Genomic DNA, 24090 nt, shown 5'->3' with positions numbered 1-24090 from the left:
AAATTCGTATCAGATCGAATCCGCCTTGTGCCGGTCGATTTAAGAAAAAAGGCAAAGCACATTACCTAAGGAACGCGGGAAAAATCGCACCGTTCAGCATTAAATTAGAACATCAAAAATAACTGCTTAATATAACGAAAGGATACCTTTAAAACTTTAGAATTGCAAGCCAAGAAAAGCGGATATCGAGCCCCATCTGCACTACCCATTTTACTGCTCTTTGCAGACCTGTAACCGAATCAGCATCATAATTCTCTGCGATGGAACCTTATCGTAAAAATTATCTTGCTATACATCTGGAAATCAGCCTATTATTATACATTTTCAAAAATACGAATTTAAAATCTCTATGGGGTGTTCACTAACTATGAATAGAATTCTCATTGTTGATGATGAAGAAATCGGCAGAACCTTAATGGAGGACATATTCAGTAAGTATGGTTCGTCGATCTCTGTCTCTTCCGGTGCCGATGCGTTGAAAGTCTATCAAAAAGGCATTGAAAAAGGAAAACCCTTTAATTTGGTTTTGCTGGATATCTCTCTTAACGATATCAGCGGGGTGGAGGTCTTAAAAAAAATCAAAAAAATTGATGCCGGGCTCAAAGAGCACAAATCCATTGTCATTATGGTTACCTCCCACAGTGAAAAAAACATCGTCATCGGTTGTATCAAATCGGGGTGCAGGGCCTATTTCATAAAACCGCTGAAGCAGGAGGCGGTGGATAAAAAGATGGCTGACCTGGGAATTTCCCCCGCCCAATAAAAGACCCGGAACACGCTTTCCCAAAAGCGGTTATTTTTCCGAGGTTATTGATTAGGAATTTCATGTGAAATCATCCGGTTATCACAATACGGCAAAGCTATACCTGGATAAATTTACAGCCCTGAAAACAGTCCCCCCCGTTGCGGCCCGCCTGATGAAGATGATTGACGAAGATACCTCTTCTCTTGAGGAATTTGAAACGGTGATCCGGGTTGACCCCACATTGGTCTTACGAATTTTAAAGCTGATCAACTCTTCCTACTTTTCCCTGAGAACAAAAATCAAAAGCATATCTGAAGCGGTTGCCTACATCGGGATGGACAACCTAAAAAACATGATTGTTCTCGACGCAGTGAAAAATCTTTTTTCAAAGGATTCAAGCACCATAGAATTTTCCAGAAAAAAACTGTGGGCCCATTGTGCCGTGACAAGCATTTGCTGCCAAATGATTGCTGAACGGATTTTTGCCCGGAAAGGAGAGGATGACTTCCTATGCGGTATTCTCCACGATATCGGCCTGATCGTTGAGGATCAGGTGGCTCCGGAAAAGTTCAAATCGTTCTGCCGCACATTTAAACCGGCAAACCAAAAACTGATTGATCACGAACGAATGGTCATGGGAACGGATCATACCATCATCAGTTATCTGCTGACCCGGCAATGGGGGTTGAAGCCGGACCTTTGCCAGGGGATGAAAAATCATCACGATGTCATGAAAACGGTGGATCCTGACAGCCACGCCGGCATCCTGCAAATCGCGGAATATCTGGCCTCTATGTTAGAGTATACGGCATACCCGGAAACAGAAAAAAAATTACACTCCCCGCCACTGCTTTCCCACATCAAGGAAAATATCATGGGCTATCGTGCCATAATGGATGATCTGCCCCAGGAAATTGCAAGGGTTAAGGAGATTTATTCCCTTGGGGATGACGATACCGATGAACTTGTTTGATGATATTCTTCAAGAATCCGATGACGAAATCAACGCCGACTTTCTTGCGCTGCTGAATAAATATCTTCCAACATACAACTTTGCGATTTTACTGAACACAGGCGGCGTTGTGGGGACCTTATCAGGCCATCCCATGGATGACAGCCTTGTAACCCAGCTGCGGCAGAGCGCTGACAGCGGACAGATCTTAACCGGCCCCAACGGGCCTTTACTGTCGTTATCCCTGGGAGAAATGAATTCGGTTATTGTATGTGGAATCCCCCGGGACGCTGATCCGCCCATGGCGTTTGCCATGACCCGGGATATTATCAATCTATGCAAGAATCTTCATAAAAAAGAACAGCTCCTGTCTGAAGAGAAGGCATTGCTCGCAGCCCATAAAGAGCAGCGTGATCGAAGAATCAAGGTTTTGGAAAAAAAGTACCAGGATATTCTGGCCCAGAACCAGACCCAAAGCGCCGAATATTCCAAACTGCTTCACTCCGAAATTCAAAACCGGACATCTGAACTGGAACAGTCCAACAAAGCCCTGGCCCAAGCCAAGGAACGGGCAGAAGCCGCAAATATTGCAAAAGATCAATTTCTGGCAAATATGAGTCATGAAATACGAACCCCCATGAACGGGGTGATCGGCATGGTCGAAATTCTTCTGGGGACCCCGCTGACCCAAGAGCAGCGTCATTTTGCCATGCTCATGAAAAACTCGTCCAACGCACTTCTCAACGTCATTAACGATATCCTGGATTATTCAAAAATCGAAGCGGGAAAACTGGATATTGAGGAAATTGATTTCAATCTAAGACAGGTCATGGAAGAGCTTTCAGATATTATCTCCATATCCATATTTGAAAAAGGCCTCTTTTTTGCCACAATTTTTGAAGCGGATGTGCCGGTGATGTTAAAGGGCGATCCGGTGCGGCTACGCCAGATCATCATGAATTTCTGCGGAAATGCCGTTAAATTTACCCGGCAGGGAGGCGTTGTGCTTCAGATCAGTTTAGAATCAAAATCCTTGTCCGGCGTTCTGCTGAAATTTTCAGTGACGGACACAGGCATTGGGATTCCAAAGGGCAAGATAAGCGGATTATTCCAATCTTTTTCCCAGATGGATTCAAGTATGACCCGGCAATATGGCGGCACCGGGCTTGGACTGGCTATTTCAAAGCAGCTGACCGAACTGATGGGCGGAAAAGTCGGCGTATCATCACAGGAGAATGAAGGGTCCACCTTCTGGTCCAAAATAGAATTTAAACAGCAGAACAAACCGGAACCCATGTCCGATGTGGCTCTGGAACAAAATTCTTTGGTCTTGATCGCCGATGCCAACCCGGCAGCCAGACGGGTACTGATTGAATATATGAAACCGTTGGGATGCGCGTTCCAGGAAGCCTGCGATATCATTGATGCCTGCAGCAGAATCCTTTCGGCCCGGCAGTCGGGTACGCCGTTCAGCTATGTCTTTTTTGACCAGGATCTTTCCGGAATGCCGTCAACGGACCTGGTTGAAGCCGCAGCGCAGACTTGCGATATTTCAGATACGACATTTGTGCGTCTGGCTTTCCTTGGCCGGCAAAACCCGGAACAAAGCACGGCCGCCCACCCCCGTATCATAAACCTGAACAAACCCGTAAAGTATGCGGATTTTATCGCCTGTATGTCATCGGCCGATTCCTTAATTAACATTGAAACCCAGGGCGAAATCCCAAAAATGCAGGTGCACTCTGAAACTGTCCGGGTGACCTGTCCATGCCGACTGCTCCTTACAGAAGATGATGAAATAAACCGCATTGTGGCTGAAAATCTTTTGAAAAGAATGAATCTGACGGATATCCAGGTCGCTGAGAACGGTCAGGAAGCCTTGGATCTATTCAAAGCCGGTCAATTTGATCTGATACTTATGGACGGCCAGATGCCGGTAATGAGCGGCCTGGATGCCGCTGTGAATATTCGGGCGTATGAAAAGGAACACAACCTTGCGCCGGTACCCATCATTGCCCTGACCGCCCACGCAATGAAGCAGGACCGGGAGCTCTTCCTGGCCAATGGGATGAATGATTACATTACAAAACCCCTGACTGCCGGCGCTTTGGCAGGTGTGCTTAAACGAATTCTGCCCGAAGACTGCTTCAAAAGCAATGCTGACCAAAAGGAAGCACTGGTTCAAAGACATGAAGACGAAGCGGTTGTGGACATGGCCGAACTCAGGGAAATTATGAATTCAAACAAATCCCTGCTCGATAAATGTATTCAAACATTTAAAAAGAACCATGGCCCTGTTCTGACCCGGATTATGGACAGTATTTCTGCCGGCGATGGTCCAGGGCTGCAAAAAAGCGCGCACCAGCTAAAGGGAATGTGTAAGTATCTGGCCGCCCAATCTACGGCAGAAACCGCCTACCGGCTCGAACAAATGGGGGCGGAATCAAAGATTAAAGATACGTCCCCTTTAATTTTGCAGTTACAAGACGCATGCAAAAATATCGTGGACTGTCTTGAGAATGTCTCTGAACAGGACGGTTTCCACTGAATCCGCGATACCGTTTCTTTTTTACAGCCCCAGTTTCTCTTTTAAAAATGGGGCATAGGCCTTATCTGTTTTCATTATGTGATTTTTCAGCCAGTCCGTAAGAAATTTCATCAAATCCATGGAAAGCGCGGCCCGGCCTTCTTCGAACTCCTTGGTAAACGCCAAAACCTTGGCCACAAGATCTTTATGTATTTTTTTATGATTCGGAGTATCCGGATATCCGTGGGTATCAAACAATTTCTCTTCATACTCGAAATGATACACCGTATAATTGGCTAAACGCGTCAAAATGGAACCCGCCTCCTGGTTTCCCATTTTCATCCGCATGGCCCGGTGAAGTTCATTCACCATGGAAACCAGCTCCTTGTGCTGCTTATCAACCTCGGGAATGCCAAGGGCCAGACGTCTTCCCCAGGGCATGAGATCATTAATCGCCTCGGGTTTTATATCCGGTTCTTCATCCACACCGGCCTCTTCAACCGATACTTTAAAAACACCGATCATATTCCTCAGTTTACCGGAAAGGCTGGAAAGATCCTGGGCGCTTTGCTTTAATCTGACGCTGCGCTGGGTCATCTCTCCGGACACTTCGTTAACTTCTGCAATATCGTCGGAAATCTGTGTTGATGCCATGGAACTATTAACGACATTTTCATTGATCTCCCTGATACCTAATGACGCTTGCTCTATGTTTTCAGCCACTTGGGATGCATATCCGGACTGTTCTTCTATGGCCTCGGCAATTTGCGAAACAATCCTTGTCACTTCTGAAATAACCTGGGTGATCTGTTCAACCTCTTGAACAGTGGCATTTGAAGAGTGCTGAATCTCTTCTATCCTTTGTTTTATGTCCATGGTTGCACCAGCTGTTTGGGCGGCCAGGTTCTTTATTTCTCCTGCCACCACCGCAAAGCCTTTTCCGGCTTCGCCGGCTCTTGCCGCTTCAATGGTGGCATTCAGGGCTAAAAGGTTTGTCTGCTCGGCAATATCAGTGATAACTTCGGTGACCCGTGTGATATCCTCAGCAGAGGAGCCCAATCTAGCAACTTTATTGGTTGCCGCATTCACCGTTTCTGCAGCAGTTTTGGTTATTTGTCTGGCTTTGTCACAATTTTCAGCCACATGATCCAAGCCTTGTTTCATCTGTCCTGCAGCATCCGTCACCGATGCCAGATTGCCGGCAGCCTGTTCAGTGGCAGCCGCTACGGAACTCATGTTCTGACTCATTTCTCCTGCGGCAGCAGCCACAGTTTCAGACTTGCCTGTAAGACTCTCTGAATCTTCCAACATAAATTCCGCCACAGAAAGCAGTTCTTCGGAAGAAGCAAAGACGGTCTCCGAATCCATGCCGATATGCACGATAATTTTGTTCAACCTGGTGATGAATCTATTTACCCACCTTGCCAATTCCCCTATTTCATCCTGGCTTTGGACGGCAACCCGCTGGGTTAAGTCTCCGTCACCCTCAGAGATATCCTTAAGCGCTGCTGCAGTGGCATTGATCGGCCGGACAATCCTTGAAGCCATGATCCAAACAATGACTATGGCACAGAGGATGATCATTACGGATATGATAATATTAAAACGGGTAAGCGCACTGATGGGTGTGAACATTTCCTGATCATCAGACTGGACAACTGCAATGATATTGATTTTACTTGAACGGGCAAAGGCGTTATGAATCGCTCTTTCATCCACGGTTGCCGCCAGGCAGCCATTATTCAGGTTTATGATCTGCTGCCCGTGTTCAGTATCGGCCAGGTTCAACCTGTTGATATTGCTTTTATCCGGATGTGCAACGACCATCCCGTTGCTGTCTATCAGATATGCATAGCCTTTTTCTCCAATTTTAACAGGATCGGTAAATTTCGCTGAAAATGCCTGCAGATCCACCACTGCAAACAAGACCCCATAAACGACACCCCCCTTTTTTATGGGGCTTGAAATAACAAAAGCCGAATTCCCCGAGATTTTGCTCTGCAAGATGTCTGAAACTTTGATTTTGCCTGCCATGGATGCTTTAAAATAATCTCTTTCCCCAATATTAATTTTCCCTATAATTGACCTAGGAGATCCCGAGATAACTTCACCGGCCGGATCCGCAAGACTGATTCCTTCATAAAACCCGTATTGCCGGCGCCATTCTGTAAACATCCGGCTCATGTTTTCCCGGGCTATCTCGCCTTGTGTCCCCTTTTCTAATGCATCACGGCAAATCTGCAGGGTCCGCCATGCCGCAATATCCTTGGTCCGGTCCTCCACCCATGTATCCATCGTTACAACTGTTGATTGGCTGGTTTTAACAAGCTGACTTATGATATTGTTTCTAAGCGCGCTTTTGGCCTTCGAACCGGCAATATAGGCCAAACCACCTAAACCCACAATGAGCAAAAAAAATACAGGCAGGATAATTTTATACTTGAAATTCAATTTCATACTTTTTCCCCTTGTTTTCCAAAAGCCTAGGACAATTTGAATCCAGCCATTAATTCATTAAGCTTGGCCGCTAATCCTGACAACTCCTCGGCCGTGAATTTAACATTAATGCTGCGGTTTGAGATTTCGCTTGACGCGAGGCTGACGCGGGATATATCCTTGGCCACTTCATCGGCAACCGTGGCACACTGACCCACATTGTCAGTCACCTCGGAAATACCAAGGGAGGCCTGGGAGACATTCCGGGCAATTTCCGCCGTGGCTTGGGATTGCTGTTCCACAGCATCCACAATGGCGGCGACGCTCTGGTTAATTGCATTAATCACACCAATAATTCGTTCAATACCCTCTGTGGTCTCCTGGGTGGAGCCCTGCATCCGCTCGATCTTCATCCGGATCTCAGTGGTCGCTTCCGCCGTCTGATTGGCCAGTACTTTAATTTCATTGGCCACCACGGCAAAGCCTTTACCCGCTTCCCCGGCCCGGGCCGCTTCAATGGTGGCATTTAAGGCCAAAAGATTGGTTTGCTCGGAGATATCGGTGATGGTCTCGGTTACTTTCCCGATTTCCAAGGCGGCCGATCCCAGTTGCGCCACTTTTTCCGACGCCTGTCCCGCCTGGGATACGGCGGTCTCGGTCACTTGTCTGGACTGTTCCGTATTGGTTACGATTTCATTGATGGTTGCCGTCATCTCCTCGGCTGCGGCTGAAACGGAATTAACATTACCGGCAGTTTCCTCGATGGATGCCCTGACACTGGCCATGCTTGCACTCATCTCTTCGGCGGCTGCAGCTACGGATACAGCTAGTTCAGAAGCTTGTGAAGAATCGGTAGACATGGTTTGGGATGCCTCGTTCAACTGGTCCGAGGAACCGGACAGCGTCTCCACCCCTTGGCGGATGTTCTCCATCATCCCCCGCAGATTTTTTACCATGCTGTTCATGGCCCTGGCCAGTTTCCCTGTCTCATCCTCGCACTCAATATCAATGTCATGGGTCAAGTCCCCTTCTGCCATGACATTGGCAAACGCCACCCCCTGTTTTAACCGGCCGGTGATGGACCGGGACACAAGGAAAAACACCAGAGCAGCCAGAAGCGTACCGGCAACGATAAGTGCAGCGGCTTTAAAAACTCTGGATCGCAGTTGTGCATCTGCCTCATCCAGGGACTGGATGACTTCAAAGGCGCCATGGATTTCCCCGGCTTTCCAGTTTTCAAAGGGGCCGCCGGTGGGATCTTTTCCATCGTCCCGTCCCCAAAGGGTTTTGGACTGTTCCGGATCACCGTGGCAGACCAGGCAGGTTTCAGACAGACGGATGGGCAAGAAATACCGGACGGAATTGGTATGTGTATCCACCACATAGTATTCATCCAACTGCTCCTTTCTAATCTTTTCAAGAGCCGGCCCTTCAATTTTATAAGGTTGTCCAAAATCAGGTTCATTTTGGGGATTTCGGGGGCTGAACTTAGGGACCCGGAAGGTATAACCGCCCTGTTCTGCCTTGCGCATGGCCGCCTTCCAGGCGGAGACCACAGGCACAGTTGCCAGGAGTTTATCTGTCTGGCCTGACTCAGCGTAGGATTGAATATTCTCCAGGGGGAAAAGGCCCAGTGCCCATTTTTCCTCCACTTCCTGGCGCACGGATTCACTGACCAGGCAAATGGACCTTGCTTTTTCTGCATACGATTCAACGGTCGCAACCTTGTCGGAACGAACATAAAAAAAGAGCAGGACACAGACCAGCAGAATTGTTGTACCAATACCCACAGCCATAAATTTGATAAAAATCGGCAGATCCACAATTTTTTTCATCGTTCCCCCCGGATTTAAAAAATGAACTTAAATGGCAAGCATGCATCGTCCCGGAGATGGGAAGACATGATTTTCTTGTAATTGCTTAAAATTACCAAATTTATGACATCACCTCAATACGAAATTTACGAAACAGCAATTGTTGAATTTTTCCAGCGACGAATTTCTCAATTGTTATGCAAAGGAGACCAGGCAGCAGAAGTTAAAGAACGAATCAAATCAGCTAACGCAAAACCCTAACCGGATATCACTGAATTTTTATTGAAATTGCTTGCTTTTAAAAGAAAGATAATATTAAAAATATGAAATATTATATTAATCAACATAAAGAAACAGATCATGAATTCCAGTAATTTTTTCGATGATGACGGAACTGTATATGGAGGTGTAAAATCTGACTTTGAGGAAGAAAAACTTCTGTTTTTCATGGAGGACGACCCGGAAAACAAATTGTGTTTATCTTCCGGGACAGAGGTTACGGTCGGCCGACAGATGGATAACAACTTCTTCATTGAAAATAGAACTGTCAGCCGAAAACATTTAAAAATCATAAGGAACGGTGGAAAGGTAAAAATAGAAATTTACGGGCGGAACGGGCTTTATATGGATAGTCATCTCTATGCCGGCCCGACCATTGATATCACGCCGCCTGCATCCTTCAGCATTGGTGATGTATTGTGCCGCTTAGAGTTTGAATATGATGAGGAAAAAACCGTTATCATAACACCAAGGCACCGTCCCGAACAGGCAAGCCGGGCCGTTCCGGAGCCGCCCCCTTCTTTTACGGAAGCCGTTCTTGAACCCAAGCCCGTGAAACCATTTGACCCTTCGCCCAAGGACACCTTTATGTCCCCTGATTCGGGATCCTTGGATGACCGGCCTCCTTTTTCAGCTGACAGCAGGTTTTCAGATAATTGGAAACAAGAATATACCGGTCCGTCACCACAACCTTCAAGCACCGGCCCTGAAGGTGACGGCGGGTTTGATCCGATACAAAGAACCGCCCCAGACCTGTCAAACCAAACCCACGGCGACTTCCAACAACCCGCAAGCCCCCCGCCACCGAATTTTGATCCGGCGCCTCAAGCGGCTCCCGGCATTTTTGAACCTGTGCCGTCAAATCCCGCCGGCCAGGCCCGAAAAATAAGTGTGGATAAGGACAAACTGATAATTGCAGGCATTATCTGCCTGGCCGTACTGATCATTATTTCTATGGTCTACATGCTCTTTTTCAGTGGACCGGGCCAAAAAGAAACCGTCCCAGGTGCTCAGGTACAATCGCCACCGGCAGCGGTCGAAACCCCGAAGTTTGACAGGTTCGAAAACAATGAGGCAGATGCGTATAAGACCCATTTTAACAAAGCCGAGCGGCTTATAAATCAAGGAGATGTCGACATTGCCAGGGATTATTTAAAAGATATTCCGGAGGGTTCCCATTACTACGGCCGGGCACAACGGCTGCTGGATAAATATCCGGAGAACTAAAATGGATACGGCTATGACGTTGGCATTGGAGGTGATCGGCGGCCCAATGGACGGTCTTAGGACCTGTATCAGGAACAATAAATCACCGACCCTGATCGGAAGGCAGGTTGGTAACCATTTAACCCTTCCCTTTGACATGACCGTTTCCCGGTGGCATACCAATGTGTCAAAGCAAGGAAAAGAGTTCTATCTTACCGATGACAAAAGCCTTGCCGGCACCTGGCACAATGGCTCGCGAATCAGCAAAATCAAGTTGGCCCCGGGTATGATGTTAAAGGTTGGGGGAACCATTATAGAAATAATTGAACTCCCCGTATACAAAGGTGATATTAGCCTTGAAGACGATTTTTTTAATGATCCTCCGGATACATACCGGTTCAGTGACACGTTAAAAGCAATTTGGGGCGCACTTAAAGACAAAAATCATTACATTGATATTTCAGATGTTTTTGCGCAACCGGACTTTTATAGCCCCAAAAAGTTGAATATGTATGATGGGATGAAAAAAGTATGCGGCCCCGATCTTAATACAATCATATCGAGCTGGACCGGGGCATATGATGTAAACCCAAGGTATCGGTTTCCTCACAAGGGCCAGGTCATGACCCCTCCAAGGATGTGGGCGATTCTCGACATTGCCAGCCAGGGCAACACAAAAAGGATTGATTCCCTTGGATTTATCAAAGCGGTTTTAAAAGAACAGCGAAGCCCAGCTGCAAGAATATTGAGCCAGGATACGGCATTTGTTCAAGGGCTTACCAATAATTTTTGTGTTCCTGAAAACAAGCCGGCTGTGGTTTTGAAAGCGCCGGAAAAGCCTGATCCTGTAAAAAAAATATTGGCCGACACCCTTATCCGCATGGAGACAATTGTATCAGGATTTATTGAGGATGCCGTTTCTTCAGGACTGGCAAAAGGAACGACTTGCAAGCCGTTTTCTAGTTTGGAAATTGAAAAGGCATTAGATGCCGCAGAACAATCAGATCTGACCGGCCGTGTTGAACGACTGGAAAAAAACATGGTTGCGGTATTGGCCGCCCACAGGGATGCCCTGACAATACTTGAAAAAGAGCTGGGTAGTCGGATTATCAGGGTCTTAGATCACGAAGAACATAAAGGTCTGTTTCCATCGCTTTCCAATAATAATCCCTCTTTATTAACTTCTGTAAAACGGGTTCTAAAAGAGGCCGAGCTAGAAGGGTTAGGGGCATGCATTGTCAGGCAAATAATAAAAAATAAAATAATTTCGTAAGGAGAAAAGATACATGAAAAAATGGGGTTTAAAATTCATCATCTGTATTCTGACCGCTATGCTGATGACATCCTGTGCGTTCAAAAACAAACATAAAGCCAGGACCCTGACGCTGGAATTTAAGGCAGATTCTACTATCAATTCAAATGTGTTACTGCCCGTTGATGTTATTGTCACCCCGGCGCCGGTCATGCAAAAAATTATCAAAATCGGTCCGGAAGACTGGTTTGGAAGCCAACTGCGGGATACGCTCTTAGATGATGAGTTATATCTTCTGGCAATGTCAGGGGGAGGGCAACGGACTAAAAACATCGTTCTTAAACCGGATATTTCTAAAGTCCTTGTATTCGCGGATTTTGAAGATGCCATAAACCGGGATGCCCAGCAGTTGATCATCGACTGCCCGGACACCGTCAACCAGTATATTGTTTTGATCAGGGGAAATAATTTAGAGCTTAAACAGTTGGAGCAAAAACGATGATTTATGGTACGGCACCAGTGAACTGGCATGAGGGAATGTTTATCCAGCCCCATCATTTTCAGGTCGCGGAACAGGCTGCAAATACAAGGATAAACCACCAAACCATGGCACTGCCCAACAACTGGGGTGTTGCATCCCTGTCCATTGACAAAAGTGCCTTGGAGGGATTCCGTCTTAAAATCCACCGGGCCTGTTTCAGGATGCCTGATGGGACCTGGGTTGAAATCCCCGGGAATGCGGTTTCTCCTGAAAAATCCTTTAAAGAGCACTTTGAACAAAGCAATACGGCATTGCCGGTCTGGGCCGCCATCCGAAAAAAAGAAGACCATTTGCCCGCAGTTCACAGATTTGAGGAAGAAAACACCGGTACGGTTAAGCCCGCACTCATCCGGGAGGTTGAAGTTGAAGATGATTCCACCGGGGAGAATGAGCAGGCCATCCAAGTCCGGCTATGGAATGTCAGAACCTTTTTTGGAGAGCCGCCCGGAGAAGAATTTGAAAGTATTCAGCTCACCCGGATTATCCTGTCCCCCCAGACAGATCTTCCTGCCGTTGACGTGGATTTTATTCCGCCTCTTTTGAATTTAAACGCCGCAACAGGATTTAGAGAAAAACTGACCAACCTGGTTATCCATCTCAACAATCAGGCCACGTATATCCGACGGGAGTTGACTGAAAAACACCGGATGATGCTGGCGGACCCGGCAAATGCATTAACAGCCCTGGTGCGCTGCCAGATCACTGCAAGTTTCGGACTGGTTTTAAGGCAATTGACAGCCATGGACGAAACCCATCCCCTTCAAATTTATCTGGAGCTGGTAAGACTTGCAGGCGGCCTGTCAGCCCTGATCACTGAAATGCCCCTTGATGTCCCTGAATACCGGCATACCCATTTAACCCAGGTCATGGAAAGATTGTTTGAACTGATCTGGAGCCTCCTTGAAGGCGGGGTGGTTCCCGAATTTGCCCAGAGGGATTTTGAACTGCGTAAAAATACCCGGCTGTGTCCCCTGGATCTGGAGTGGATTGAAAATGATTACCCGGTTTACCTGTGTATTGAAACCGATATGACAGACACCGAGTTGATTGCCATCATCAGTGATTTAAGGGTGAAAATGGGGCCCCCGTCCGTCATTGATGATCTTTTAGCGGAAAGGCGCAGGGGGATCTCCTGTGAAAACATAAAAAGGATACCCATCGGCCTGCAGGACCGGAGCGGCCTTCATTATTTCAAACTCAGCTTTACGGACAACCTGGAATTTATTGAGCGATTCAGAAAAGAGCTGATGTTTGAAATCCGGGGAATTCCAGGCAACCTGCTGCCGGATATGAAATTGTTTGTTCATATCAAACAGTCTTAATGCTTAAATATTTATCCAGGCACATGCCTATAATCAGGAAAGAATGCCATGCACAACGGTCAACATCAGGAAACACCGTCTCCAATGACTTCAAGTCCGGGGAATATAATCATTCAATCGGCGTCCCCCCTTTTGAACTATCTGGTGGAACTCAAGCTCAAACTGTCAAAAGGAGAACAGATATCTCCTGATGTGCTTCGCAACGATGCCAAGACACTTTTATCAGACGTTGAAAAAAAGTTGTTGGAACATTCCCGTTTTCATACCCGGCTTGATTTGATTAAATACGTTCTGACGGCATTAATTGATGAGGTGATTATATTTTCATCCTGGGAATACCATAATGAATGGCAGAATCACCCGCTGGAAATGGATCTGTTCGAAAAAAACATTGCCGGAGAAAGATTCTTTGAATTACTGGAAAATGACGGCTACCGGGACCCGGAACTGGCCGAACTTTTCTTTGTCTGTCTGGCCATTGGGTTTGACCGGAAAATCGTCCGGGATAAAGAAATGAAAAAAAGGCTTTATGCCCTTATCAATGAAAGACTTCCCGAAGATGAACGAAGGCTTTCACCCGGCGCGGAAGAAGCCGTTGTCAAGCCGATTTCAATACTGCCCCCCCTGTTTGGAATCGTTGCCATTACCACCGTGCTGATTGTGTCGATGGTGGTATATACCATTTCAAGCCAGCTGCTTTGGCATGAGGCATCAGAGTTTATCCACAATGTAAGCCGGAATTTGACTAAAGGATACTGATCCCATGACCTCTATTTTGTCAACCATCACAGGTTTTGTTTCCCGGCTCCTAAAATCCTCCGGGGCCAAGATCACGGGTAGTGTTATCGGCGGTATTATCCTTACACTTCTTTTTTTCATGCTGTGGCAATCCTGTGCCTCCCTTGGTTCCCGGGCGATTTATATGGTCATCGGCGGCATAGTGGTTGCCGCCTTGATTTTGCTCATTATTTATCTTTTATGGAAAAACATTCAGCTCAGCCGCTCAAAAAAAATGGAAGCGGCCTTGGGGGAAACCGCCCAACAAAAGAAACAACGCCAGCAGCAGTTAAAAACGGCCATCGGTTCCATCAAAGATAAATGGCAGACCGCCATGGCCACCCTTAAAGCCAGAAAAATCAATATCTATGACAGCCCATGGGTCCTGCTCATCGGAGAACCCCAATCGGGAAAAACCACCACCCTCAAACAATCCGGACTTGATTTTCCAATCGGCAAAGATGCCTTGTCCGGTGCCGGAGGAACGGTTAACTGCGACTGGTGGTTTACCAATGACGCGGTCATCCTTGATACGGCCGGCCGGTTTACCCTGCCTGTGGATTCGGCACCGGACAAAGAAGAATGGCATGCCTTTTTAAAGCTTCTGGCCAAACACCGGCCCCAATGTCCGATCAACAACGTTATTGTTACCATCCCGGTAACCTCCTTTTTAGATGATGATGCCGCCAGACAAAAAGAAAAAGCCGGAAAAATCAGGGACAAGCTGCTTGAAATTACCGAGGTGCTGGGCGTTGAATTCCCCATATATATCATGGTCTCAAAATCCGATCTGATCAACGGGTTTACCGAATTTTGCGCGTCCCTGGCTTCCATTGAAAACACCCAGATTCTAGGTTGGAACCAGGATACCGACCCCAAGCCCTTTAATCCGGAATCCTTTCATCACCGCTTCGAAACCCTAAGGCACCGATTTTATAAATGGTCCCTTCGGCGGCTTCGGGATCTTCCCGTTGGAAACGAGGCAGACCGAATCTTTTCATTTCATACCGGATTCAGCCATATCAAAAAACCACTGGAATCTTATTTAAGCACGATCTTTAAAGCGGATAAATTTCATCCCACCCTTCTTTTCAGGGGCTGTTTTTTCAGCAGCGGGCTCCAGGAAGGCCAGGCCATTGTCAAGGCGCTGGAATCAGAAGATGGTTCAGGGGCCGCACAGTTTTCCGAGTCCTTTTCCAAATCAAGGCCTTATTTTATTTACAACTTTTATAGAAAAGTATTTCTTGAAAACGGACTGGTCACCCGGATGGGCAATGTCTCCCAAAAGGAAAGAAAACTGAAGACCTGTGCCATGATCATTGCCTGTCTTTTCAGTGTGGTCTCGGTCTGGTACCTGTGGACCGGATATTCCCTTCTGACAAAGGTCTTAAACCCCACCCACACCCGGGTGGAGCAGGCCGGAAACCTGGCCGGAACCAATAAGGATCCCGCCACGCGCTATCCTGCCAGTCATGTCGTCACCCTGGCCGAAGGGCTCAAAAAAGATCGTAACCGTCTTGCCTCGAAAGGGGTCTCATACCGGTTTTTACGGGGAAAAGACAACTCCATTATCAAGGACATGAAAACTATAGAGGACGCTGTTCTTCTTAAAGGGTTGTTTCAACCCATCATGGAGGATGCCGCCCAAAAAATAATCATTCCGCCGCCCCGGTATGAAGACAGAATCAGGCTTATAGAAAACCTGTCACTGGGACTTGGGGTTTTACTCAAATCTCCAAGACAGCTCTATTCACTTGAGCCGGACATAGCAACGGTAAAGGGCCAAGCCCCCTGGATGGATGTTGAGACCGAAACGGTTCTTAATCTGGCAGATGAATTTCCCAAAGGAGAGACCCTTGACCTTTCACACGCTGATCCTGAAAACTCCAGGTGGTTTATCAGGCAGGAAATCACAGGATTATACCGTTTCTGGAAAACCTTTCCGGAAAAAAATTGGGTCATGTTGAAAAAAGATCTCCTTGACGCCATGAAACAATACAGGGCCATGCTCAATTCCAAGGACACCAAGATAGAAGAAGAGAGGGCCTTTAAGCATAATGCCGGCAAGTTCGTATCTGCCGCTGACCGGCTTGTCAAATACAGCAGCGGCACCCGTGCCGTATTCCCGGCCAAACTGCACCAGGAATGTGAAAAAGATTACCAGCTGCTTTACAACCTGCTTGATCAGGGAAAGGCCCAAAGGGAAATTGATTTTTTTCAACCGACTGTTGAGCGCCATTTAGGCGTCTGCCAAGAAACAAACCGGGCCATACTGTCTGACCTTGGCCATCACCCGGATCTGCTCAATTCCCTGCTAACCAAAGATGGGGATATCCACCCGGAATTTGAGAGCGTTCTTGGGATAGTGGATCTGGTACTTAAATTCACGCCGCTTTTTTATGAACCCCATCAAAAAATGATTATCCAAAACCCGGAAAGAATCATCGGGTTTTTGGAGGCCTGGGATACGAAATGGCATACCAAAAAAACGGAACTGGAAGAGCTTTTGTCCGGAAAAATCCAATCCCTTAATGCGCCGGGATGGAAAAAAGAGCAGCTTAAAACGGTTATCGGCAACTACCTGAACGATGAAATATGGGATGCAGACCTTAAAGCCGCGTTAACGGCAATCTCAACGGTCCTGGAAGGCAATACCCTGACAGAAACCGTCTTGACACGGGGCATGAATCTGCCCAATGCTGCGCGGATTAAATGGCTGGAAGAAAAATTTAAATTATTTTCAGATATCAATTCATGGATGGTTAAAAAATATCCCTCCCGGCCGGATATCACCCAGGGAACCCAAAAAATCACCCAGTCCATGACCCGGATATATAAAGATTATCTGATTTTTTGGAACAATACGCTGAAAGGCTATGATCCGTCCTTATCCATTGTTTCAGCAAGGACCTGGGAGCAGTACCGCAAACAGGTGCTCAACAAAAGGGGGTTGTTTTTAGATCCCGGCTCCTGGCCTTTTAATCTGTTTTTAGAAAATGTTACATCAACAGGACTCGATAATCTGAAAAAAATTTTGGGAGAAGACCGTGATGAATCCATCATCGGGCTTGAAAAAAATGTGACCCGCACGGCCTTTGTTTACAGTATGGCTTCAGGGAATCTCGGGGCATTGGGAAGTGCCCAGGACCGTTTTTACCAATGCGTTGACTCATTATCGGAAATGCCCTCCCAAGCCCTGAGTTCCCTGGATGACGACGACGACATGATGTATAGCTTTAAATCATTCTCGTCCTTTCGCAACCGGGTGGACAGCGGCCTGGGCGGCGGAGAGATTCTTGCGGCACGTTTGGAAAAAATCCAAACGCACGGCCTTACGATCCTCAAGAAAGGATATGATTCCGGGCTCAACCAAGGCAAAAAGCAATTGATCGGCAAGTGGTATGATCGGTTTAAGGGAAATTATCCCTTCGCCCGGGTCAATGACATCAAGTCCTGGTCCGGTCGAAACGAAAATACGGTTTCTGTTCACAACACCACCGCATCCAGCGCAGATTTTTATGATTTTTGTTTTGACCAGTCCCTGGGCCTGGATGCGCTGGACAAAAAATACGGATTACGGCAGGCCATAGAAAAGGACACCACAGGCAAACGGTACCGGTTTTCCCGCCCCGGCATCCAGTGGATGGATTTTGTATACGGCCCGAACCAATCGCCCCGGGTCCACGATATTAAAATTACCATCTCTGATGAAGACTCCCAAATTTCAAAAAAATATACCGTGCTTCAAATCAGGGGGCTGCACAAAGACGGGGGAGGAAAAACCTTAAAATTAAGATTCAGCGGCTCCCGATACAAAACCGCAAAAGGGGTATGGCACATTGACCAGGATATTCCGGTCCAGTTTTTGGTTGAAAATGAGGAGACCCGGGAATCGGCCCAGGTGATTTTACTGGAAAGCGATTTTTCATTCCCGGCCTACCTGGTCCGAAACGGGAAAAAGACCCGGATCAGCAACAGCCGTGAATGGAAGCTTCCTTTGGCCTTTTTTTCTAAAAATTCGGACACGGAACCCCAAGAGGTTAATCTGATCATTGAATGGGATGAGCCGTTACCGGCCTTCATTCCTTTGGGCAAATAGAGCTGCAAACCCATGTTCGGACTATTTAAAAATCAATATATGGTGGAAGTTTACGGCAAATTGCCATTTTATAAGGATTATATTAATATTATAACCTCAACTGAAACCAGCCTGTGGCAGGAGTGGCTGCTTAACGTCTTTGGACAAAAAAACACCCTGATCCCCCAGGGGATATGGCATTTTTTATTTTTTCCGGCCAAAGATGCCCATCTGGTAACCGGCTTGATTATGCAGGGATCCGACGGACTTCGGGATTTTCCTTTCAGCCTCTTTGTTTCCCTGGGCAGGCCGGCCATAAAAAATCAGTTAAAATGGGCAGAACTGTTTACTATTAGAGATAACCTGCTTGAAATATATAGAACCGTTTACACCGCTTCGGATATTGACGGCTTCTACCGTACGCTGTCCGGGGCAAGCGTGGAAACCAACAGAAAAGACATTAAATCAGTGTATCTGAAATCGGTAAGGCTTCCGGATTTAACCCCCGTCATTCGGGGACAGGACAGTGAATTTCCAGTTTTTTCAATCCTTGAAAAATCCGGATTTTCCTGCCTATCCAAAGGGACCCTATCCGGCAAAGAGATTATTTCCAACTGGGAAAAACAACCCCACTATGCAAATATGCAACTAAACATGGTATCAAATGAGCATATTAAATTTTGATAAATTACTTGCCCCGGTCACCGAAGAAAATCCTTGCGGGGAAGACCTTTCAGACCTGACCGAATATTATATACTCGAAGAACATGCCAAGGGAAAGGAAGAGACCCAATTTAGCGAGGCCGAACCCCCTGACTGGCAGCAGGCCGAGGCCCTTGCCAAAAAGTTGTTGCTCCAGGGTAAGGAAATGTGGGTCATTTTCCATCTGGTGTGCGCCATGACGGCCAACCATGGCACCTCAGGGCTCAACGAAGGATTCCGCTTTCTTTTGGAAGTTATGACTGCTTTCTGGGACGACATTTTTCCGGAACCGGATCTTGACGACGCCAATCCCTTTGAACAACGAATGGAAGTGTTGCAAAGCCTTTCAAGCATGACATCTCCGTTGTTAAACAATATCAGAAGCATGCCCATCTGCAAGTCCAGGCAGATAGGCGCCTTCTCTTACAGGGATGTTTTGATATCACAGGGAGAAATCAAAGCGGCAAAAGATGAGACTCCTGCCGAAAAAAATCTGATTGAAGCGGCCATCAGGGACACGGATCCTGAATTTACAGCCCAAATGATATTCTCTTTAAAAGAGACCTTGCAACATATCAGGGATATTGAAACCTTTTTAACAGAAACGGCAGGCCAAAAGCGCAACGGCTCAAATATACAACATATTGAAAATACAATTGAATCTATCCTGACTTTTGTAGAGCCATATACTGGCACCCGGGTTGAGGAAGAAAGTGATACCGACAAAGAAACTATTTCCGGCGACACGGAAGATCCCGCCGATGCTGGTGTGCAAGAAACGCTTAACAGCCGCGATGATGTCTATGCGCTGTTAGGCGAAATGGTCCAATGGTATGAACAAAATGAACCGGCAAGCCCGGTTGCCATGCTGTTGAACCGGGCAAAATCCCTGGTGGGAAAAAATTTTTTCCAGATCATCTCCCATGTTTTGGGACCTGTTCCCCAGATCAATGCTCTGTTCGGTCCTCCCGAAGAATACCCGGATATAGAAAGCCTTCCGGCCGGACGGCAGTCAGGTTTTCATATTCAGTCGCGCAAAGATATTTTGGACTGGCTGGACAAAACAACAAAGTGGTATGGGAACTTTGAGCCTTCAAGCCCGGTCCCCTTTTTTCTTCACAGGGCCAGACAGCTTGTGGGAAAAAATTTTCAAGAAATTCTCGGTAAAATAGCAGATGAAGCCTTATTAAAAAACGTGGAAGAACTGCTGAATAATAAAATTATTAAATAACGGCCATGGGCCGACCTGGTCTATCAGCGCCCAGGCCCGCCCCACAACAAAATATGAAATTAACTCAGCAACTTGCTGGTATTTTCATACAAAAGCATATATATGAGAAAAGGAAAATGTAATGGTCAGCAAAAGTTCACAAAAATTTATCGCAAGAAACAGAGCGCCGCGGGTTCAGATTGAATACGATCTTGAGGTCTACGGGGCGGAAAAGAAAATCAATCTTCCCTTTGTAATGGGCGTCATGTCGGATCTTTCCGGTAAACCTGCAGACCCCCTTGAACCGGTTGCCCAAAGGGAATTTCTGGAAATTGATGTGGATAACTTTGATGCCAGGATGAAATCCATGAAACCCAGGGTGGCATTCCGTGTGCCCAATACCCTGACCGGAGAAGGAAATATTCCGGTAGATATTACCTTTGACAGTATGGAAGATTTTTCACCTGCGGCAGTGGCCAGAAAAGTGGACGCCTTGAATACACTGCTCAAGGCCAGAAGCGAATTGTCCAATCTGTTAACCTATATGGACGGCAAGACCGATGCGGAAGAACTGATCGGCAAGATACTCAATGACCCCGAGTTGATGAAAAGCCTGGCTGCTGCGCCCAAGCCCGAAGGAAACCAGGAAGATCAGGAGGATTAAGACATGACGGACGATAAAAATCTTGAAAAAGAAGAGCAGACCCAACAGGGGGTGGCCATTGAGGTCAGCGAACTGGATCAGCTTCTGGCAGGATCATTTAAGCCCAAATCGGATAACGCCAAAAAAGCGGTTGAATCGGCGGTCCGAACCCTGGTAGAACAAGCGTTGATCGACACCATGGTGGTCACCGATGATGCCGTGAACACCATTGAGTCCATTATTTCCAATATTGACCAGAAAATGACCGAACAAATTAACCTGATCATGCACCATGAAGATTTTAAAACCCTGGAAGGCAGCTGGCGGGGCTTGCACCACCTGGTATCCAATACGGAAACCGATGAGACCCTGAAGCTGCGGGTAATGAACATTAAAAAAGATGAAGTGGCCAAAACGATTAAAAAGTTCAAAGGCACCAACTGGGATCAAAGCCCCCTGTTCAAAAAAATCTATGAAGATGAATACGGTGTTGCCGGCGGCGAGCCGTACGGCTGCCTTGTAACGGATTATTATTTTAACCATTCACCCAAGGATATCGGCTTGTTAAAGGGAATGGCCCAGATCGGTGCGGCCGCCCATTGTCCGATCATTGCCGGCACCGACCCAAGCCTGATGAACATGGATTCCTGGCAGGAACTGAGCAATCCAAGGGATTTGACAAAAATATTCCAAAGCCCGGAGTATGCCCCCTGGCGATCGTTTAGAGCATCCGAGGACTCAAGGTATGTTTCCCTTGCCATGCCCCGGTTTTTGTCCCGTCAGCCGTACAGCATTAAGGACAATCCCATAGACGAATTTAATTTTGACGAAGATACCGGCGGAGCAGATCATTCCAAATTTGTCTGGTCCAATTCAGCCTATGCCATGGCGACCAACATCAACCAGGCATTCAAATTCTATGGATGGTGTTCCCGTATCCGGGGGGTTGAAAGCGGCGGCATGGTAGAGGGGCTTCCCTGCCATACCTTTAACACCGATGACGGCGGGGTCGCTATGAAATGCCCCACGGAGATCGCAATCACCGACCGCCGGGAGGCCGAGCTTTCCAAAAACGGAATGATGCCTCTGCTCCATTGGAAGAATACGGATTATGCCGTGTTTATCGGCGCCCAGACCCTGCACCAGCCGGCCGAATATGATGATCCCGATGCCACGGCCAACGCCAATCTTGGCGCCAGACTGCCTTATCTGTTCGCCACATGCCGGTTTGCCCATTACCTTAAATGTATTGTCCGGGACAAAATCGGTTCGGATATGGAAAGAGATGATATGCAAAAATTTCTCAACAAATGGATCATGCAGTATGTTACATCGGATTCCACTGCAAGCCAGGAAATGAAAGCCAGGTATCCCCTTGCAGCCGCTGAGGTTCAGGTTGAAGAGGTGGAGGGAAATCCCGGGTATTACAGTGCCAAATTTTTCCTGCGGCCCCATTACCAGTTAGAGGGGCTGTCAGTATCCTTGCGGTTGGTATCCAAACTGCCCTCTAAAAAGGAACAATAATTCGAGTTTAAAATTGAGCCGAGTTGAGGGCCCCGACTGAGCCCGATAGGCCTCTAACTTGACTATTTTTGAATTTGTTTTTTTAGGGTCGAAGGTTTTTATTAACACGTGAAAAATTAATTCTTTTAGTTGAAAGGAGTTGTAAAATGGCAAATGCTATTTTCATGAAAATCGAAGGTGTTGACGGCGAATGCAGGGAAGTCGGCCATGAAGACTGGATTCAGATTAACGGGATCAGCCACAACCTGGCGGCCAATATTGACCGGGTGGCCGCAAGCGGCTCCGGCGGGCATGCCGTAGGCGCCACAGAACATGGAGATTTATTGGTGACCAAGGTGCTGGACAAGTCCAGTCTCCCCATCATGTCCAAATGCTGCGCCGGCAAGTCTTTCGGCACCATTGAAATTGAGATGATGACCTCTACCGCCGGGACCGAAGCATCCCCGAGCCAGCGGTTTCTTTCCATTGTCATGAATGACGTTTTGATTGCAAGCGTTACATATTCCGACTCATCCGACCAACCCGGCCGTCCGACTGAAGCAATCGGCCTGAATTACAAAACAATCGAATGGACCTATACGCCCTATGATGACTCAGGCAGTTCCATGGGCGATATTACGAAATACTGGGACTGCAAAGCCAACACAGGCGGATGATATTAATTGTTACCGGCTGGATAAGTTGTGGGTTGAGCCTGGCTATGATAGACCAGGTCAACCCATGGCTGTTAATACAGGCCTTTTGAGAAATAAGGGTGGCCCTTTAATCCTTGGGGCAAAGGAAATGAAATGTCTGAAAAGAAAATGTTGTTTTCCGGAACCATTTCCGGGAGTCTTGAAACGCTGAAACAAGAAATCCGCAAAGATCCGGCAAAACCTGAGCTGAGAATTTATCTGTTTCAATTGCTCTGCATTGCAGGGGATTATGAGCGGGCCATGACCCAGCTTAATATCGCAGCAGATATGGATGATATGAACAAGCTCATGGCAGGCGTGTGCCGTCCGCTTCTCAACTGTGAGGCATTAAGGGAGCAAATTTTTAACGGCCGGCATTCCCCATTGATTTTCGGGGAACCTGAAGCGTGGATCGGACAAATGATTCAGGCCCTGACCCTGGACGGCAAAAAAGAACACAAAGCCGCAAATGAAATGCGGCAAAAGGCATTGGAACTGGCTGAACCGGTGCCCGGGACCATCAACCAAGAGCCTTTTGAATGGCTGGCGGACGCGGATTCCCGCCTTGGTCCAATTCTGGAAATCATTGTTGAAGGCAAATTTTATTTTACGGCGCTGTCAAACATAAAAAAACTGGAAATTACACCCCCCTGTGATCTCAGGGATGTTCTCTGGCTGCCGGTTTCCGTTGTCTGGAAAAATGACGGACAGTCTGTCGGGTTTATTCCTGCCCGGTACCAGGGATCTGTCGCAAGCAAGGAAGACGCGGTTCTGCTTGGCCGAAAAACAATTTGGAATGAGGTTTACGAAGATGTTTTTTGGGGCTTAGGCCAACGGATGCTGGCCACTGAGAAGCAGGATTACCCTATTATGGATGTCAGAGAAGTTATATTTAATCATTAAAATGGAAACACATCCTTCCAAAAAACGTATTTTACCCTGTCTGCTGGACCGGCTTACGGACAGATATCCTAAAGCCCGTAAAGAAAGCCGGGAGTACCGCGTGCTGAATTTAAGGCAATACCGGCTCTCCGTTGCAAGGGACCTTGAATTTTTGTTCAACAACCAAACCCGGCCGGACGGCAAAATACTCAATGAATTCAGCTATGTCAGGCAATCTGTTTTGAACTATGGGATTAAATATGTCAGTGGTGAATGGGCCGACACAGAAGGAACCAGACACCTCATCCAGGCAATTGAAGAGGCTATTGTGCAGTTTGAGCCCAGAATTTTAAAAGAGACCCTTTCGGTTCATCAATCCAATTCACCCCATAAGCGGCAAAAATCCAAAATCCATTTTGAGATTGAAGGGGAGTTATGGGCAGAGCCCATTTCTGAAAAGCTGTTTATTAAGACCGAGTTTGATCTTGAAACCGGCGAATGCCGGGTGACTTAAATATTCACAGAC

General features: G+C 47.0%; 18 protein-coding genes. 16 read left to right on the top strand and 2 right to left on the bottom strand.

The features are described 5' to 3' along the window. Window positions 1-367: 367 nt before the first annotated feature. From B147_RS0107185 to B147_RS30140, 3 genes are all read left to right on the top strand, one after another. Window positions 368-763, top strand: coding sequence for a response regulator (locus B147_RS0107185; protein ID WP_020586544.1), 396 nt, complete (start codon window positions 368-370; stop codon window positions 761-763). 64 nt (window positions 764-827) lie between these two features. Further along, on the top strand, window positions 828-1718 hold the full coding sequence (locus B147_RS27725) for an HDOD domain-containing protein (RefSeq protein WP_020586543.1): 891 nt from the start codon (window positions 828-830) through the stop codon (window positions 1716-1718). Next, window positions 1705-4245 carry a hybrid sensor histidine kinase/response regulator gene (locus tag B147_RS30140; RefSeq protein ID WP_020586542.1) on the top strand — a complete coding sequence of 847 codons (2541 nt, stop codon included), beginning with the start codon at window positions 1705-1707 and terminating at the stop codon, window positions 4243-4245. Before B147_RS27725 ends, B147_RS30140 begins: the two co-directional genes overlap by 14 nt. A 21-nt stretch (window positions 4246-4266) precedes the next feature. On the opposite strand, the gene B147_RS30135 is transcribed toward B147_RS30140, so the two are convergent. Both B147_RS30135 and B147_RS0107165 read right to left on the bottom strand, forming a co-directional pair. After that, window positions 4267-6681 carry a bacteriohemerythrin gene (locus tag B147_RS30135; protein ID WP_020586541.1) on the bottom strand — a complete coding sequence of 805 codons (2415 nt, stop codon included), beginning with the start codon at window positions 6679-6681 and terminating at the stop codon, window positions 4267-4269. A gap of 26 nt (window positions 6682-6707) precedes the next feature. Continuing rightward, a complete protein-coding gene (locus B147_RS0107165; protein ID WP_020586540.1) occupies window positions 6708-8495 on the bottom strand; it encodes a methyl-accepting chemotaxis protein in 1788 nt (595 codons plus the stop codon). A gap of 339 nt (window positions 8496-8834) precedes the next feature. On the opposite strand from B147_RS0107165, the gene B147_RS0107155 reads away from it, so the two are divergent. The 13 genes from B147_RS0107155 (at window position 8835) to tssE (ending at window position 24078) form a co-directional block, all read left to right on the top strand. Next, window positions 8835-9980, top strand: a complete 1146-nt coding sequence (locus tag B147_RS0107155; protein ID WP_020586538.1) for an FHA domain-containing protein — start codon at window positions 8835-8837, stop codon at window positions 9978-9980. A 1-nt stretch (window position 9981) separates the two neighbouring features. Next, a complete protein-coding gene (locus B147_RS0107150) occupies window positions 9982-11232 on the top strand; it encodes an FHA domain-containing protein (protein WP_020586537.1) in 1251 nt (416 codons plus the stop codon). Window positions 11233-11245: 13 nt separating this feature from the next. Beyond that, entirely contained in the window at window positions 11246-11713 is a 468-nt protein-coding gene (locus B147_RS0107145) for a hypothetical protein (RefSeq protein ID WP_020586536.1), read from the top strand. After that, complete coding sequence (tssK, locus tag B147_RS0107140) at window positions 11710-13074, top strand: type VI secretion system baseplate subunit TssK (protein ID WP_020586535.1); 1365 nt, start codon at window positions 11710-11712, stop codon at window positions 13072-13074. The genes B147_RS0107145 and tssK overlap by 4 nt, the downstream gene beginning before the upstream one ends. 48 nt (window positions 13075-13122) lie before the next feature. Further along, window positions 13123-13833 (top strand): type IVB secretion system protein IcmH/DotU, encoded by a 711-nt coding sequence (gene icmH, locus B147_RS0107135; protein ID WP_083927832.1) that lies wholly within the window; start codon window positions 13123-13125, stop codon window positions 13831-13833. Window positions 13834-13837: 4 nt separating this feature from the next. Then, window positions 13838-17950, top strand: coding sequence for a type VI secretion protein IcmF/TssM N-terminal domain-containing protein (locus B147_RS0107130; protein ID WP_020586533.1), 4113 nt, complete (start codon window positions 13838-13840; stop codon window positions 17948-17950). A 12-nt stretch (window positions 17951-17962) separates the two neighbouring features. Next, complete coding sequence (locus B147_RS0107125; RefSeq protein WP_020586532.1) at window positions 17963-18613, top strand: hypothetical protein; 651 nt, start codon at window positions 17963-17965, stop codon at window positions 18611-18613. Next, the gene (gene tssA / locus B147_RS0107120) at window positions 18594-19862 is read left to right on the top strand and encodes a type VI secretion system protein TssA (RefSeq protein ID WP_020586531.1); all 1269 of its coding nucleotides are present in this window, start codon (window positions 18594-18596) and stop codon (window positions 19860-19862) included. Before B147_RS0107125 ends, tssA begins: the two co-directional genes overlap by 20 nt. Before the next feature lie 121 nt (window positions 19863-19983). After that, window positions 19984-20505 carry a type VI secretion system contractile sheath small subunit gene (gene tssB / locus B147_RS0107115; RefSeq protein ID WP_020586530.1) on the top strand — a complete coding sequence of 174 codons (522 nt, stop codon included), beginning with the start codon at window positions 19984-19986 and terminating at the stop codon, window positions 20503-20505. A gap of 3 nt (window positions 20506-20508) precedes the next feature. After that, a complete protein-coding gene (gene tssC / locus B147_RS0107110; RefSeq protein WP_020586529.1) occupies window positions 20509-22008 on the top strand; it encodes a type VI secretion system contractile sheath large subunit in 1500 nt (499 codons plus the stop codon). Between the two features lie 146 nt (window positions 22009-22154). Continuing rightward, a complete protein-coding gene (locus B147_RS0107105) occupies window positions 22155-22664 on the top strand; it encodes an Hcp family type VI secretion system effector (protein ID WP_020586528.1) in 510 nt (169 codons plus the stop codon). A 132-nt stretch (window positions 22665-22796) separates the two neighbouring features. Beyond that, window positions 22797-23585, top strand: a complete 789-nt coding sequence (locus B147_RS0107100) for a type VI secretion system accessory protein TagJ (protein ID WP_020586527.1) — start codon at window positions 22797-22799, stop codon at window positions 23583-23585. Further along, window positions 23557-24078: a type VI secretion system baseplate subunit TssE gene (gene tssE / locus B147_RS0107095; protein ID WP_020586526.1), complete on the top strand. Its 522-nt coding sequence runs from the start codon at window positions 23557-23559 to the stop codon at window positions 24076-24078. Before B147_RS0107100 ends, tssE begins: the two co-directional genes overlap by 29 nt. Window positions 24079-24090: the final 12 nt, after the last annotated feature.

The organism is Desulfobacter curvatus DSM 3379, from assembly GCF_000373985.1.
Lineage (GTDB): Bacteria > Desulfobacterota > Desulfobacteria > Desulfobacterales > Desulfobacteraceae > Desulfobacter > Desulfobacter curvatus.
This window is presented reverse-complemented; position numbering and strand designations above follow the sequence as displayed.